Source organism: Hymenobacter montanus (genome assembly GCF_014699115.1).
GTDB lineage: Bacteria > Bacteroidota > Bacteroidia > Cytophagales > Hymenobacteraceae > Hymenobacter > Hymenobacter montanus.
This window is the reverse complement of record NZ_JACXAD010000020.1, coordinates 61,517-76,240: the sequence shown is the minus strand read 5'-3', so window position 1 is coordinate 76,240 and position 14,724 is coordinate 61,517. Positions and strand designations below refer to the sequence as shown.

The 14,724-nt window shown below is 59.9% G+C and carries 11 protein-coding genes; 3 read left to right on the top strand and 8 right to left on the bottom strand.

Going from position 1 to position 14,724, the window contains the following annotated elements; all coding sequences use genetic code 11:
* Positions 1-272 precede the first annotated feature (272 nt).
* On the top strand, positions 273-2,024 hold the full coding sequence (ggt, locus tag IC235_RS16600; RefSeq protein ID WP_191006349.1) for a gamma-glutamyltransferase: 1,752 nt from the start codon (positions 273-275) through the stop codon (positions 2,022-2,024).
* 316 nt (positions 2,025-2,340) lie between these two features.
* Here ggt and IC235_RS16595 read toward each other — a convergent pair whose 3' ends face one another.
* The 5 genes from IC235_RS16595 to IC235_RS16575 form a co-directional block, all read right to left on the bottom strand.
* On the bottom strand, positions 2,341-3,093 hold the full coding sequence (locus IC235_RS16595; RefSeq protein ID WP_191006317.1) for a LytR/AlgR family response regulator transcription factor: 753 nt from the start codon (positions 3,091-3,093) through the stop codon (positions 2,341-2,343).
* Positions 3,090-4,124: a sensor histidine kinase gene (locus tag IC235_RS16590; protein WP_191006316.1), complete on the bottom strand. Its 1,035-nt coding sequence runs from the start codon at positions 4,122-4,124 to the stop codon at positions 3,090-3,092. The genes IC235_RS16595 and IC235_RS16590 overlap by 4 nt, the downstream gene beginning before the upstream one ends.
* A gap of 263 nt (positions 4,125-4,387) precedes the next feature.
* On the bottom strand, positions 4,388-5,143 hold the full coding sequence (locus IC235_RS16585; RefSeq protein WP_191006315.1) for a hypothetical protein: 756 nt from the start codon (positions 5,141-5,143) through the stop codon (positions 4,388-4,390).
* Between the two features lie 281 nt (positions 5,144-5,424).
* Positions 5,425-5,790 (bottom strand): hypothetical protein, encoded by a 366-nt coding sequence (locus IC235_RS16580; protein WP_191006314.1) that lies wholly within the window; start codon positions 5,788-5,790, stop codon positions 5,425-5,427.
* A gap of 300 nt (positions 5,791-6,090) precedes the next feature.
* Positions 6,091-6,702 carry a hypothetical protein gene (locus IC235_RS16575; RefSeq protein WP_191006313.1) on the bottom strand — a complete coding sequence of 204 codons (612 nt, stop codon included), beginning with the start codon at positions 6,700-6,702 and terminating at the stop codon, positions 6,091-6,093.
* A gap of 202 nt (positions 6,703-6,904) precedes the next feature.
* Here IC235_RS16575 and IC235_RS16570 point away from each other — a divergent pair, with 202 nt between their 5' ends.
* Both IC235_RS16570 and IC235_RS16565 read left to right on the top strand, forming a co-directional pair.
* Positions 6,905-7,297, top strand: coding sequence for a hypothetical protein (locus IC235_RS16570; protein ID WP_191006312.1), 393 nt, complete (start codon positions 6,905-6,907; stop codon positions 7,295-7,297).
* Between the two features lie 91 nt (positions 7,298-7,388).
* The gene (locus tag IC235_RS16565; RefSeq protein WP_191006311.1) at positions 7,389-9,887 is read left to right on the top strand and encodes a DUF4132 domain-containing protein; all 2,499 of its coding nucleotides are present in this window, start codon (positions 7,389-7,391) and stop codon (positions 9,885-9,887) included.
* A 289-nt stretch (positions 9,888-10,176) separates the two neighbouring features.
* On the opposite strand, the gene IC235_RS16560 is transcribed toward IC235_RS16565, so the two are convergent.
* The 3 genes from IC235_RS16560 to IC235_RS16550 all read right to left on the bottom strand — a co-directional run bounded on the left by IC235_RS16560 (position 10,177) and on the right by IC235_RS16550 (position 14,710).
* Positions 10,177-12,414 (bottom strand): M3 family metallopeptidase, encoded by a 2,238-nt coding sequence (locus IC235_RS16560; RefSeq protein WP_191006310.1) that lies wholly within the window; start codon positions 12,412-12,414, stop codon positions 10,177-10,179.
* 403 nt (positions 12,415-12,817) lie between these two features.
* Positions 12,818-13,366: a pentapeptide repeat-containing protein gene (locus IC235_RS16555; protein WP_191006309.1), complete on the bottom strand. Its 549-nt coding sequence runs from the start codon at positions 13,364-13,366 to the stop codon at positions 12,818-12,820.
* Positions 13,367-13,657: 291 nt separating this feature from the next.
* Positions 13,658-14,710: an NYN domain-containing protein gene (locus IC235_RS16550; protein ID WP_191006308.1), complete on the bottom strand. Its 1,053-nt coding sequence runs from the start codon at positions 14,708-14,710 to the stop codon at positions 13,658-13,660.
* Positions 14,711-14,724 lie beyond the last annotated feature (14 nt).

The following is a 14,724-nucleotide window of genomic DNA, read 5'->3' as shown; positions in this document are numbered from 1 at the left end:
CGAGACTGCTTCAGTTGCCTAATAGACTATCGGAGCGGATAAAGACGCTCACACTAACGGAAGCTGATCACTGAAGCACTAGCAACGTCGTGTACGTCGGGGGTTAAAGATTAGCGGTGCACTACTCATCAGCTCCAACGACGAGTTGCCCAACCGGCGCCTTCCTTGCGCGGACTAACGCGCACCGCCCTTTAAGCCCTTATTCCTGCTTGTGAAACAAGGGCCCGCCCTCAGTAGCAAGCTGGCTAATAAAAGCGTTATTTTGTTCGATGATGAGATACCGTTTGCTACCCTTTTCGCTCGGCCTGTTACTGGCCTGCTCTACCGAGCGCTCCGTTACATCTACCTCAACGGCTTTTGAAGCACCGCTGGCTACGCCTATTCCCAAGGCTGCCGCGCCGCGCCTGGCCGATTCGGCCATGGTAGTATCGGCCCACCCCGAGGCGTCGAAAATAGGCACCCAGATCCTGCGGCGCGGCGGCAACGCCTACGACGCCGCGGTGGCCGTGCAGTTTGCCCTGGCCGTGGTGCTGCCCGTAGCGGGCAACATCGGTGGCGGCGGCTTCCTACTCTACCGCGACCGCAACGGCTCGGCCGGCAGCCTGGACTTCCGCGAAACGGCCCCCGCCCGCGCTTCACGCGATATGTACCTAGACCGTCAGGGCAAGGTAGTGGAAGGCCTGAGCACCGCCGGCCCGCTGGCCGTAGGCACCCCGGGCACCGTGGCCGGCATGGTGACCCTGCACCAGCAGTTGGGCAAGCTCTCGTGGCCGGCCCTGGTGCAGCCCGCCGTGGACCTGGCCGCCAAGGGCTTCCAGCTCACGGTGAAAGAAGCCGCCGGCCTCAACCACTTTCGCGCCGATTTCCTGAAGTACAACCCCGGCAGCACCCCCGCCTACCTGCGCCCGGGCGGGGGCGAGTGGCAGGCCGGCGACACCCTGCGCCTGCCCGAGCTGGCCCGGACCCTGGCGCGCGTGCGCGACCAGGGCCGGGCGGGCTTCTACCAAGGCGAAACCGCCCGCCTGCTGCTGGCCGAAATGAAGCGCGGCGGCGGGCTCATCAGCCAGGCCGACCTGGACGGCTACCGCGCCAAGTGGCGCGAACCTCTGCGGGGCCGCTACCACGAATACGACGTCATCACCATGCCGCCGCCGAGCAGCGGGGGCGTGGCCCTGCTGCAAATGCTGCAAATGCTGGAACCCGTGAACCTGGCCCGGGCGGGCTACCACACGCCCCTGGCGGTGCACTTCATCACCGAGGCCGAGCGCCGCGTGTACGCCGACCGGGCCACTTACCTCGGCGACCCCGACTTTGGCTACGTGCCGGTGCGCAAGCTGCTCGAGGTGGACTATAATCGCCAGCGGATGGCATCGCTACGCGCCCAGGGCCGGGCCACGCCCAGCAGCGAGGTCGCGGCCGGCGCCAACCTGCCCGGCTACGAGAGCAGCGAAACCACCCACTACAGCATCGTCGACGCCCTGGGCAACGCCGTGAGCTGCACCACCACCCTCAATGGCGCCTATGGCAGCCGCGTGGTGGTGCCCGGTGCTGGCTTTTTGCTTAACAATGAAATGGACGACTTCAGCGCCAAGGCCGGCGTGCCCAACGCCTACGGGCTGGTGGGCGGCACGGCCAATGCCATTGCGCCCGGCAAGCGCATGCTCAGCAGCATGACGCCGACCATTCTTACCCGCAATGGGAAGGTGGCCCTGGTGGTGGGCTCGCCGGGTGGTAGCACCATCATCACCAGCGTCTTGCAAACCATCCTGGGGGTGGTCGACTACGGGCTCAACGCCCAGCAGGCCGTAACGGCGCCGCGCCTGCACCACCAGTGGCTGCCCGACGTCATCGACGTAGAAGCCGGCGCGCTGCTCCCCGCCGCGCAGGACACCCTGCGGGCTTGGGGCTACCACCTCAACCCCCGCCTGCCCTGGGGTCGCCTCGACATCATCCGTGTGCAGCCCACCGGCAAGCTGGAGGGCGGCGCCGACCCCCGCGGCGACGATACCGCGCTGGGGTATTAACGCGGGGCGTATTGTATGACCGGGCAGCCGTCTGCTCTTCTGTGAGCTGAGAAGGAAAGCTGGAAGACCACTCCTCCACCGGCCAAACCAGCAGGGCCCGGTCTGGTCAGGCGTCCGCGCAGCCGAAGCAGCTCGCGGGTCACCACTAATCTCCCTTCCTACAGCGATATGGTGAACCAAGTGCCCGGCGCGGCCCCGCTCACCCCTGCCGGGTCGTACCCGGTAGGAGGCAGTTCAGGTCCGCCGGGTCACGCCAGCTACCCGGCTCACCATATCGCTCTAACTTCGTGCTACTGCTCCGGGCGCCGGCAGGGCCTTAACCTAACCACTTCCGCAACCCGGGCGTGCGGCTTGCGCTGGAGATAAACACTTTGCTTACGCCTTGCAAATGCACCGCTAACCGGTCGGAACCGTAGTTTTCTAATTTGTCGAGGTAGTGGATGCTGATAATCTCGCTGCGGCTGATCCGGAAAAAATCTCGCGGATTGAGCACGCTTTCCAACTGGCTCAAGGTTTCGGGTAGCACGTGCCGGTTGCCTTTGGGGTCGAAGGCCACGGCCACTTCGTTGATCAGCTCGATGCAGACGATGTTGGCCGTGGTCAGCAGGTAGATGCCCCCGCGCGCTTTTACCACGAAGCGTTCTTTGTAGGTTGGCTGGCCAAGCACGGTTTGCAGCATTTGCGCGGCTTCGGGGCTGAGGTGAGCGAAGCTGCTTCGCAGCCGCTCAAACTTTTGTAGGGCGCTGCTCAACTCCGGGTACTCAATCGGCTTGAGCAAGTACGCAATCCCGTTTTCCCGAAACGCCCGCAGCACAAACTGGTCGTAGGCCGTGGCGAAGATGATGGGGCAAGTGAGGGAAACCTCCTCGAAAACGCGGAAAACGGGCCCGTCCAGCAGCTCGATGTCCGAGAAAATCAGGTCTGGGGACGGGTGTTCGCGCAGCCACCCGATGGCATCGGCGGCACTTTCCAGCACGGCCAGCACGGTTATGGCGGGGTTGTAGCGGCGCAGAGAGTCACGCAGCTTTTCGCTGGCCAGCGGCTCGTCTTCGATAATGAGGACCCTCATGCGGCCAGCAATTTAAGCAGTGGCACGCGCACCGTGAAGCTGTCCGGCTCGGGCCTAATGTCAACGGGCTCGTCGGTTAAGAGGGCGTAGCGTTGCCGCAGGTTGCGCAGGCCGGTGCCCAGCGAGCCGCCAACCGCCGGCTTCGCCCGTACCACATTGTGGACCACCAGCCAGCCTTCGTCCAGGGCGATGCTGACCTCCAGGGGCACCTTGCAGCTGCCCTCGTTGTGCTTAACGACGTTCTCGAGCAGCCCTTGCAGCGTAGTCGGCACCACAAAGCCTCCCGCAGCTACCGCGGCGGGTGCGAGTTGCCAATTGAACCGGTAGGCCCCCGAAAAGCGCTGCTCCAGCAGGTAAACGTAGTTTTGGGCAAATGCCACCTCCTCCGCCAACGCCACCACCTCCTCATCCTGATGCTGCAAGCTATAGCGGTACAGCTCGGTAAGGTTGGTCAGAAAGCGCTGCGCCAGCGCCGGGCTCTTGCCAATCAGCGCCGACAAAATATTGAGGCTGTTGAACAAAAAGTGGGGGTTGGTCTGCTGCTGCAATTGCCGCAGTTGCATTTCCGTCTGGGCTTGCTGAGCCAGCAAGAACAGCTCCCGGGTTTTGAGTAGTTCGGCCAGGTAGCGGTACGCGATATAGCAGTTGCCCAGCACAGCGTGGATAATAAAATAGACCAGGATGAAAACCAAGGTACCGAAGCGAGTAGGCGGTTTGGCCATTACCCACCACTCGAAGCCAATGCTACTCGCTACGGCCACGGCTACGTACAAACCCGCACTAACACCGAACAGCCGGGCGTAACGCCACCCCCCACCCACGGAATTGACCCATCCCACCCGGCGGTCCGCCGCGCGGACGACGCCAATGGAAAGCAGGCCATAGAAAAACATACAAGCCACGGCGTTCCAATAGTAATGAAACTGCTCGAACGAGCCCGCCACCAGCAACCGAATCAGCAGCACCAGGAGCAGGCAGAAAACCAGCAAGCCGAGGGCGACTAGTAAGTAGGTTTTCGGGTGGCGCTTCATGCCCAAGGCATTGACAGTAGAGGTGGTTTACTTAATGGAGAACCGGTTGGCCAGGCTTCTAAGTAGCCGGTCAAAAGTAATGATACACAAAAAGGCGGTTCTGCTCTATCTGGCGTCCGCTTGCCGAAGCGTCGCTACCGCTTCGGCGAGCGGACGCCAGATAGAGCAGGGCTTTCTGACTTAATAAGACTACTTATGCACAAGAACTTAAGCTCACGGCGCAGAGCGAGGCAATCAGCCCCGCCTGGCTGGTACCGGCCAGGCTATTTTCGAGCCGGTGTTGGGCGGGCGCTGGTCTTAGGATAGCTGTCGGTCACTTTGCCCGTTGCGTCGAGGAAGTTAAGCTTGGCTTGGCCGCTAGCCTCCACGGTCAGGCTGATACGGGGATTGCCTTTCACGTCGCAAACGTACACGGCGGCGGTCTTATCGGGCTCTTTGCCCACAAAAATCCGGTCGGCGCCGAACAGGCCTTTTGCTCGAAGCTTGTTCAGGGCGGCCGTTTTTTCGGCCCCATCCGGTAGCGCTCTAACTGCCAATAGCTCATCTATATTTTCCGATATCGGCGCGTCGGGACGATCCTTAATGAGCAAGCCGGCTATCCGTTGCCCTCCTTGCTCTCCGTAGGATAGTGAGATGGTCTCATCCTGATCGTACTGGTCGAATGACAGGTTCATCCCGGCTTGTGGTTTACCATTCACTTTCTTGCCCGCAAAGGACAGGCCCCCGCACTCCACGCCCTCGTCGTTGAAGAACAACATACCGCCTAGATTACTATTATTTGATCGTTTCACTTGCTTTCCTCCCACAACTGCGTCTGGAAAGCGTTCATGGTTGGCGATAATCATCCCCAGCTTGCCATCTTTCTCGACCACGTTAATCCGTTCGACGTTGATTTCGCCAAACGTGGTGGGCGTTTCGCTGCCGGTGAAGCTGCTTACGAGCAGCCCCCCGAGCAAGAGGGTACTGAGCCCAGCGTACGCTTTCAAAAAGCGTACGTCCTGCTGTATTTTCTTTTCCATGCCGGTTAGTGATTAGGTGATTGCGCCACAAGGCTAGTGGCGCGGCACCGAGCGACCAACCAAAAAACCGGGAAGTCGGCAAAAAATCGCGGGAACGAAGCAAAAGCAGCCGTGGGCTTTGGGCGCTAAGCCACCACTTCCAGAATAGCAAAGGCCCCGGCGCGGCAAACCAGCGGAATGGTTTGCCGCACCGGGGCCGGGCTGGGCGTAAGTCGCAAGGGCAGTTGCTCCTACTAGCCGCGCTCGTTGCCGCTGGACCTTATTTGCTTACCGAAAAGCTGCTAGTGTTTAGGAGCGCTGGCCAGGTGGCGCAGGTTGCCGGCGGCGGAAATCAGCTTCTGGCTGAGCTCACGGGCTTTGTCGCCGTTGCCACTGAAGTTGTGCACCGACAGGACCGACTGGGCCGTCATTTCACCCAAATTTTGGAAAGCCACGGACATGCCGGCGGCATCGTTGTTGTTGATGCAGGTGCGGAGCGTTTCCAACTCCTTCACGATGGGACGCAGCGCGGGCTGGTCGCTGGAGCGCAGGTGCTGGACCCAGTTGTCAATTTGGGCGTGGCCGGCGCTGGGGTCCATCTGGAAGCCGTTGCCAATGGCGGCAAACAGGTTTTGAATGCTGCCTTCTATTTCAGAAATAAAGCTCATGAGAAGAATTGGAGGAGAATAAAAACAGGAGAGGCCGGGCGCGGCGCGGCCACAGGGCCCGGGTTTGTGGCGGCGAAGGTACGCAAAGGGGCAGGCAAAATCCCATGCTCCGGCCCCTGAGCCGCCTCTTGGCCGTACGCAACGTCCCGGGCAGGGACGGCCCAGCACAGCGGCTTCCCCTACCCTACCAACGGGGTGCTGGCCGCCCACAGCGCCTCGCCAAGCCAGCGCAGCTTGCTGCTGATTTCTTCGTCAAGGTCGGCCTCGGTGGCGGCTTTGGTGGGTTGTTAGCTGAAATGATTAATCTAGCTCTATTAAGCGCGAAATATCATGATCATCAATACCTTGAGTAACTAAATCAAAACATCGTTCAATAACAGCGCGAATCTTCTCCCGCTCTCTTGACTCAAATCGCACTACTACATTATTCCAATCCCTTCGAAGCAGTGTGAGGCGATAACAGCCTTGAGGATCTGACTCAGGATACCAGCCAAGGTCTAGTACATGTGCCCTCTGAGCCCTAACCCAATCTGTTCCATTGAACTGAAGACGTTCTATTGATAATAAATCCTCGTTATAAAATCCATCATTAACAATAGTTCCATTGAGAAGAACTGGATCTTCGTCTCCAAAAGAATTATGAATAACAGCCCAACCACCTGGTATTTTAAGTGCAACTAATTTTTTGTACATAAGTAAGCTGGCCCAGGCTATGGGGCGAATGGTTGATGTGGTTTTCAGGTTGGTCATTTCAACCAGCATGGCACCCGGCGCGCCGGCACCATTCCCGCCCGTCGAGCAAACTCCGTCAGCTGTCAAGCTGGCTGCGGGAGCCCCGGTTAAATCGCCTTTAACGGCCTCGATAGCCGCATCAAGCGCCGGACCCGGGGAAGCCGGGTTGAATCTGGACATCGTAAAACGAGTGGGTGAAGATACGCTGGGCAGATGCTTGACCTTTTTCCCGACTCGGCGGACGGAGCAGGCATTTAACCTTGGAAGGCGCAACTAAGATGTACTGGGTTGAGAGAGCCCATTCTGATCTGAGAAATTTTGGCAACTTGCTAAAGCAATTCGCATAAACCAATCCTCCCATTTTAATTTTGCGCATAGGTATATGTCGGTACTTACTATTCAGGACGAAACGGCTACGGGTGGCGTCCTCCACCGGCTGGAACTGGAAATAGCTCAGGAAATGCTAACCGTGCGGGAGCTGATTGAGCAGCGGGTGCGCCAGGAAGTCGCCGCCTACAACGCCCAGCAGTCGGATGTTTTCCAGGGCTTAGTCCAGCCCAGCGAGTCGGAGCGGGTGCTCAATGGCTACCGCCGGCGGAGGTTCCAGCCCATTGATGCCGAGCAGCAATTGTACAAGGCCCTGGAAGGATTTCAGCAAAACCGCTACTTCGTGCTGGTAAACGAGCGGCAAGTGGAAACGCTCGACGAGGAAGTATGGCTTGGTGAGGGGGCGACCGCCAGCTTCATTAAGCTCACGCCGCTGGTAGGTGGGTGAGGAGGCGCACCAGGTTGTTGACTGCGTTCAATTCTTACTATATCGCGTAGAAATGGCTCTTACAAAAGATCTTACCCAAGAAGAAGTCGCAATGTCTAAGCTGCTCGATGACGCCTGTGCTGAGGCCGTCGAGATGAAACCCGTGCTTATTGAGCTCGTTCCCGAGGTGATGAATAAAAAGTATAGGACGAAACTCAACGAGTTGCCAGCCTACCAAGCGGTGCGAGCTACGGATGCGGCTTACCAAGGGCGCTTGGCGCTGGCCATTGCCACGGCGATGCACCGCTGCAGCCACGAAGAGCACTGGCGGGTACGGTACAACATGGGTGAAGTGCTCGGGGCATTACTACGAGGTACGCTAGGCCTGGAGGAGGACGACTATCTGCGGCTGTTTAAGCTGTACGGCTTGGATTTCTCACATGCCCATCCCTGCCGGAATCTGTGGTACTTCCCAGTGGGCTTGACCCTGGCCCAGGTAGGCCGGCTGGCTAAAAAGCAGGGCCAGTTGAGCCCGCCCATGTTAACCTTCTTAAATCAGCTGCTGCAACACACCACCGGCCTTTCTGGTGATGAAGGTAAAATCGCGCTCAAAGTGCAGGAAATTCTGAATCAGGTGACGGGAGTCGAAACCTTGCCCACTATTGTATTCGCTGATGGTGATCCTTTTGGCCAACAACTGAATGAGTTTGTGGCGCACCTGGATGTGGCCTCGTCGGCTACCGGCGCTTGGCTGCGCTTACTTCAGCTGTGGCAGAAGGCGAATGGCGGCCAGCCCACGGCCAAACTACGCAAGGAATTGGAGGCTGCCATTGCCGCCATAGGCGTCGAGGCCCTCCGCCACCACGCCCGCGGGTGGCTGGAATTGCTAATCAAAATGCCCGTCGAGGAAAAAGTGCACGACATGGGCTCGTATACGTACACGTCTCTCACCTTTCTGATGGAGGCTAACGCAATTGTAGCCAAAGGCTTAGTATGGGCCATGCAGCCACTAGCCGACAATACCATCCAGCCCTTATTGGCCAACTTAGCTGTGAAGTGCTACCGGAAGATTCCTGGTAAAGGGCCGTTGGCGGCGGGCCTGGGCAACGCCTGCTTGCTGACCCTGGCCGAGGGCGGCTTGCCCGGGGTGGCGCTGCTGGCGCGGGTACGGCCCAAAATCAAGCAGACCAACACGCAGGAGTTGATTGCGCGTCATATCGAAAAGGCTGCGCGGGAACTCGGCGTCAGCCCCGCCGAAGTGGAGGACATGGCCGTGCCCGATTGTGCCTTGCACGAGGGTCGGGCCGTGGTGCCATTCGGCGAGTACACCGCGACGCTGACCCTCACGCAAGGCAAGGCCGATGTAGCCTGGGAGAAAGCCGGCCAGCCGCTCAAATCGGCCCCCGCCGCGCTAAAGGCTACTCATGCTGCCGACCTCAAGCAGCTGAAGGAGACGCAAGCCCAGGCCCAGCAAACCTACACGGCCCAGCGCGAGCGGCTCGACCGCAGCTTCGTGGAGGAACGCCGCATCCCCTGGCCCTGGTTTGCGCAGTACTACTTCCACCACGGCCTGCTCAGCGGCCTGGTGCGCCCGCTCATCTGGCGCTTGCAGCACCCGAATGGTGCTTACACCGACGCGCTCTGGCTCGACCAGGCCTGGCGCGATGCCCACGGCCAGCCCGTGCCCGCGCCCGACGAGCAAACGCAGCTCCAGCTCTGGCACCCGGTCATGGCTTCCCCTGACCAGGTGCTGGCCTGGCGGGCCTTGCTCGAGCAGCACCAGCTGCGCCAGCCCCTGAAGCAGGCGTTCCGCGAAGTGTATTTGCTTACCCCACCCGAGGAGCGCACGGCCACCTACTCCAACCGCATGGCGGCCCATATTCTCAAGCAGCATCAGTTCAACTCCCTGGCCAAGCTGCGCGGCTGGAGATACAGCCTGCTGGGCGCCTACGACAAGGGCTACGAGTCGGACAAGGCCAGCCTGGCGCTGCCAGCCCATAACCTGCAGGCCGAGTTCTGGGTGAGTGAGGTGAACGCCGACGCCGCCTGGAATGATACGGGCATTTGGAACTACATCAGTACCGATCAGGTGCGCTTCGTACGGAGCGACGCTCCGGTGCCCCTGCCCCAGGTACCGCCCGTGGTTTTTTCGGAGGTGATGCGCGACGTGGACCTGTTCGTGGGCGTGGCCAGCGTGGGCAACGACCCGCTCTGGCGCGACAACGGCGGGCTGGTGCAGTACCGCAACTATTGGGAAAACTATAGCTTCGGCGAGCTTGGGGAAGTGGCCAAAAACCGCAAGCTGGCCCTTGAGCGCCTCGTGCCCCGCCTCAAAATTGGGAAGGTGAGTGCAATCCAGGACCGGTTCCTGGTGGTGAAGGGCAAGCTGCGCACCTACAAAATCCACCTGGGCTCGGGCAACATCCTCATGGAGCCCAACGACGAGTACCTGTGCATCGTGCCCGACCGCTCGGCCAAAGCCGTCACCACCGACGTGTTTCTGCCCTTCGAAGGCGACGCCGTACTCTCCATCATCCTCAGCAAAGCCCTGCTGCTCATGGACGATAACCAGATCACGGACGAGACCATCAACCGGCAGATTAAGCGGTAGCCGCAACGCTCGGATAGCCGGCTTAGCAACTACAAAAAGCCCCTCACCAGAAATGGGAGGGGCTCTTTGCTATTGGGTTGGAATTGGTCGGCAGGCTGACGGCGACAGCTTCTCGCCGAAACGCTGCGCGATCTGGTTGTGGAGATGCGATGCCGGGCTTCGCCGCGCACTGTGCGGGTGGCCGGAATATCTGACGCATTCGATGCTCCCTCATCAACGGCCCTTTCGAGGCAGTTGAACCGTGCAGCCAAACTACCACGTCATCGATGGGGCCGCTGATGAGCTGAATCTATTTCCCGGCGGGCCTTTTTTTACCAGCGGCCTTGTTAGTCGGCGCTGGGGCCTTCTTAGCCGCTATCGGGAAGCCCCGCTTGCGCATGAGGGCATCAATCCGGGGGTCGCGGCCCCGGAAGGCCCGGTAGCCCTCGGCTGGGTCCACGGTGTTGCCCACGGAGAACACGTGCTTGGTCAGGCGCTGGGCCACGGCTTTGTCGTAGGGGCCACCGGCTTCGGTGAAGGCGCTGTACGCGTCGGCCGCCAGCACCACCGACCACAGGTAGCTGTAGTAACCGGCCGAATACGCGTCGGAAGCGAAAACGTGCGAGAACTGCGGCGTGCGGTGGCGCATCACCAGCTCGCCGGGCATGCCCAGCTGGGCCAGGGTTTCGCGCTCGAATTTATCGGGGTCGATTTTCTGGCTGCCGGCCAGGTGCATCTTCATGTCGAGGAGGGCGCTGGCCAGAAACTCGGTGGTTTCAAAGCCCTGATTGAAGGTCCCAGCCCGCTCCAGGCGGTCGACCAGGGCCTGCGGAATGGGCTGGCCGGTTTGGTAGTGTACCGCAAAGCGTTGCAGCACGGGCGCCGTGGGTAGCCAGTTTTCGAGCACCTGCGAAGGAAACTCTACGTAGTCGCGCACCACGCTGGTGCCCGACAGGCTGGGGTACGTCACGTTGGAGGACAGCCCGTGCAGGGCGTGGCCGAACTCGTGGAACAACGTGATGGCATCGGTCCAGGAAATCAAGGTTGGCGCGCCCTCCTTGCCCTTCACGAAGTTGGCGTTGTTCGACACGATGGTGGTAACGGCCTTGCCGTCGAGGCGCTGCTGGCTGCGGTAGGCGTTCATCCAGGCACCCGAGCGCTTGCCGGGCCGGGCGTAGGGGTCGAAGTACCACAGGCCCACGTGCCGGCCCGAGGTCCGGTCGGTCACTTCCCACACCTTCACGTCGGGGTGGTACACGGGCACGTTGGTAACGGACGCGAAGCGGAAGTTGAACAGCTCGCCGGCCATCCAGAACATGCCTTCACGCATCTTGTCGAGCTGCAAGTACTGCTTCACCTCGTTCTGGTCGAGGTCGTAGCGGGCTTTGCGCACCTTCTCGGCGTAGTAGCGGTAGTCCCAGGGCGCAATGTTGAAGGTAGCGCCTTCTTTATTGGCGAGGGCCTGCATGTCGGCCACTTCCTGCTTCACCCGCGCCACGGCGGGGGTCCACACTTCCTCCATCAGGGCCATGGCCTTTTCGGGCGTTTTGGCCATGGTGTTGTCGAGGCGCCAGTGGGCGTGGGTGGGGTAGCCGAGCAGCCGGGCCCGTTCGGCGCGCAGTTGCAGGATTTGCGTGATAATGGCGTTATTGTCGTGCGCGCCGCCATTATCACCCCGGTTCACGAACATGCGCCAGGCTTTCTCGCGCAGCTTGCGCTGGTCGGAGTACGTCAGGAAGGGCTCGATGGACGAGCGGGTGTTGGTGATGGCGCCCGCCGCGGTCAGCTGCCGCGCGGTGGCGGCGTTGGCCGCGTCGTCGCGTAGCGAAGCGGGCAGGCCGCCCAGGTCGGCCGGGGTTTTGAGCACCAGCACCGAGTCGGTTTCGTCGGCCAGCACGTTCTGGCTAAACCGGGTGAACAGGCCCGCCAGTTGCTGGTTGATGGCCGACAGCCGGGCTTTAGCCGCGGCGTCGAGCTTGGCCCCGGCCCGCACGAAGCTGTTGTAGTGCACCCAGGTCAGGCGCTGCTGCTCGGGGGTAAGCTGCTTTTTAGCCGGGGAAGTATACACGGCCTCGATGCGCCGAAACAGGCGCTCATTCTGGCTGATTTGGTCGGCGAAAGCGGCCAAGCGCGGCGACATCTCGCGCTCAATTGCCTGCACTTCGGGGCTGCTCAGCGTGCCCGCCCAGATGCCGTACACGGTCCGCACTTCATCGAGCCGCCGGCCGGCCCGTTCGAGCGCGGCAATGGTGTTCTCGAAGGTGGGCGTCTGCGTCTGGCCGGCAATGGCTTCAACCTCGCGCAGGTTTTCGGCCATGGCCGCCTCCAGAGCCGGCTTAAATTGCTCGACTTTCACCTGATCGAAAGGCGGGACCCCGCCGTAGGGCCCGTCCCAGGGCCTCAGCAGCGGGTTGGGGCCAGCTGGCGCGCTCGGAGCCGCGGCGGTTTGGGCCCGGGCAGCAGCCGGCGCCATAAAGCCGGCCAGGCTAAGCGTAAGGCAAACACCGGCCAATAAACTTTTGCCGGGAGTAAAAATGGGGTGGGTCATGCGCGGGCGGGGGAGATTTTAATAGCGAAGAAAGAAACTAACAATTTCATCAGAAATTTCTTTCTGGAACTACCTGCTTGTGCGATCGCAGAAGGACATAATTTCCAGCTATAAATCTGAGGCAGGAACACCATTAGTAATAGAGCTGCGTACTTGTGGCTTGAGATTGAATAATCCTTAGTATCAATCGGCTGGTAGATTTCCAGGCTAACCTTGAGGGCAAGAGATGAGTTGTTTTCGTTGGTCAGGACTCGGGCAACCGTCAGGAACAGACCAGGGATAATCTGGATTTTAAATTATTAAAAATCTGTACATCAGAAAACTTCAGATTTACAACCTTGTTAAAGTCAGGTATAGACGGCCAATCAGTATTCAGTGGTTGCGCTTGTCTGATAGCTTGGCATCAGCCTGCAAACCTATCAAATCGAGCATTGGTCAAGATCGCACCCTCAAATAGTGCACCTTTAATCTCTGCTCCGAACAAGCCGGCATTAGTTAGATCTGCTTGAGAAAAATTCGCTCCCACCAGGTTTGCGCCAGTCAAAGCAGCATTTGTTAAAGTAGCGCTAGCCAGGTTAGCCCCTGTGAGGTCGACCCTAATCATTAGGCATCCCGCAAAATTTGCCCTGCCCAATTTAGCCCCTGATAAATCGGCATGATTGAGTTGTGCTCCTCTAAAATCCGCATATTCTAAACTTGCGCCTCGTAGCTCAGCAAAATCCAGTGAGGCGTCCCTGAAATCCAGATTGTCAAGCTCTAATTCATTTAAAGGTGCTCCTCGTAGATCCCGTCCAGTTAGCACATCCTCCACGGCTGGCAAAGTTGATAGAAATGAATTCCAAGGCTGTCCTGACCGCATCGATGACAAGACCTTCGCTAGCATATCCTTGCCCGCTGGTGATTGCCATCTTTCCTTAAGGGATAGCATTAGTTGTTTTGTTTCTTCCACCATCAGATGGCTCCTTTACTTTGTTGCAACCTTCAATATACAGGTGTTCTATCAAGTTCAGGATTCGGGAGCAGAGTCTGGTTTCCATTCGTGATATAGTAGAAACTGGCCGTCTCCTGATCCTATTCCGAAGCCCATTTAACCAGGTAATCAAAATTTGTACTCCAAGGGCGAAAATAAAACCAAGGCAATGTGGTAGGGCAGAGAATGCCGCCCTAACGGTGCGACATTCCCTGCCCTACCGCATTGGCCGACGCCAAGCCGGACCCAAATGAACAACGTTCCGCTGCTGCCCTACTCCGCCCCGGGGTGCAGCTCTATCACGTCAGGATGGTTGTAATTCACCACGATAACCGAGAAAGGGTGCGGCTCACCCTCGCGCTTTTCGATGCGGATGGTGCCCGCGTCGCGCAGCCGGTTAATCAAATCGCGGCGCTCGTAGTCGGGCAGCTCGGGCAGCTCGTCGGTAAGTAGGCGCATAAACGGGCCCAGCCACAGCTCGGGCACCCGGCGCTGCTGCTTGGCCTCGAGCTTCTGAAACTCGCCTAGCATAAACGACAACGTACGGGTTTCCAGGTCGCGGGAAAGCCGCCGGACCGGGGCAAAATCCGGGACCTCGTCGCTGGGGCGCGCCGTGGTCGAACGGGGCGCCGTGGCTGCCCCGGCCCTCGGTCCGGGCCCGGCGCTGCCCGCCCGGCCCGGGGCCTCCGGGTCGGCGGCAGTGCGGGCGGGCAGCGGAGCCGGTCCGCCGGGGAGGCCCTGCTCGCGCAGCCGACGGCTTTCTTCGGCGGCTTGCAGGCGGTTGGTACGGCGTTTTTCGAGTTGCTCCATTCGCTCGGGCGCCAGCAACTCGCGGGCATCGAGGAACTGCTCGGCGCCGATGTTCTGCAGCAAGTCGCCGGATACGGACTCGCGGAAACCGGCTACCAGTACCTGCCGGGCCTGACGGCGTAAATGCTGCAGCACCGGGATATAGTCGCGGTCGCCGGCCACGAGCACGAAGGTGCCGATGTCGGGCCGGGTGTACATAACTTCCAGGGCATCGATGCAGAGCTGCATATCGGCGGCATTCTTATGGTTGGTGCCCAACACGTTGCGCGTGCTCACGCCCATCAGGTAGAGGGCGCCCTGCGGGGCGGTAGCCAGTTGCTCGAAGTCGGCGTAGGCGTAGCTGATCAGGCAGTCGAGGCCCCGACGGCCGAGCTGCTCGCGCAGCGTGCGGACAATGTCGAGCACGTAGTCGTTAAGATCGGGCGGATCCTGAAAATGGTTTTTAAGGAAGTAATAAACGTTTTCAAAATCGATGAAAACGGCGGCGTAGGAGGTGGTAGATGACTTGGGCGACATTTGACAAAGCTACT

Excerpts from the sequence above, each read along its gene's own strand:
- ggt (WP_191006349.1), top strand. The coding sequence starts at position 273 with ATGAGATACCGTTTGCTACCCTTTTCGCTCGGCCTGTTACTGGCCTGC.
- IC235_RS16595 (WP_191006317.1), bottom strand. The coding sequence starts at position 3,093 with ATGAGGGTCCTCATTATCGAAGACGAGCCGCTGGCCAGCGAAAAGCTG.
- IC235_RS16590 (WP_191006316.1), bottom strand. The coding sequence starts at position 4,124 with ATGAAGCGCCACCCGAAAACCTACTTACTAGTCGCCCTCGGCTTGCTG.
- IC235_RS16585 (WP_191006315.1), bottom strand. The coding sequence starts at position 5,143 with ATGGAAAAGAAAATACAGCAGGACGTACGCTTTTTGAAAGCGTACGCT.
- IC235_RS16580 (WP_191006314.1), bottom strand. The coding sequence starts at position 5,790 with ATGAGCTTTATTTCTGAAATAGAAGGCAGCATTCAAAACCTGTTTGCC.
- IC235_RS16575 (WP_191006313.1), bottom strand. The coding sequence starts at position 6,702 with ATGTCCAGATTCAACCCGGCTTCCCCGGGTCCGGCGCTTGATGCGGCT.
- IC235_RS16570 (WP_191006312.1), top strand. The coding sequence starts at position 6,905 with ATGTCGGTACTTACTATTCAGGACGAAACGGCTACGGGTGGCGTCCTC.
- IC235_RS16565 (WP_191006311.1), top strand. The coding sequence starts at position 7,389 with ATGTCTAAGCTGCTCGATGACGCCTGTGCTGAGGCCGTCGAGATGAAA.
- IC235_RS16560 (WP_191006310.1), bottom strand. The coding sequence starts at position 12,414 with ATGACCCACCCCATTTTTACTCCCGGCAAAAGTTTATTGGCCGGTGTT.
- IC235_RS16555 (WP_191006309.1), bottom strand. The coding sequence starts at position 13,366 with ATGGTGGAAGAAACAAAACAACTAATGCTATCCCTTAAGGAAAGATGG.
- IC235_RS16550 (WP_191006308.1), bottom strand. The coding sequence starts at position 14,710 with ATGTCGCCCAAGTCATCTACCACCTCCTACGCCGCCGTTTTCATCGAT.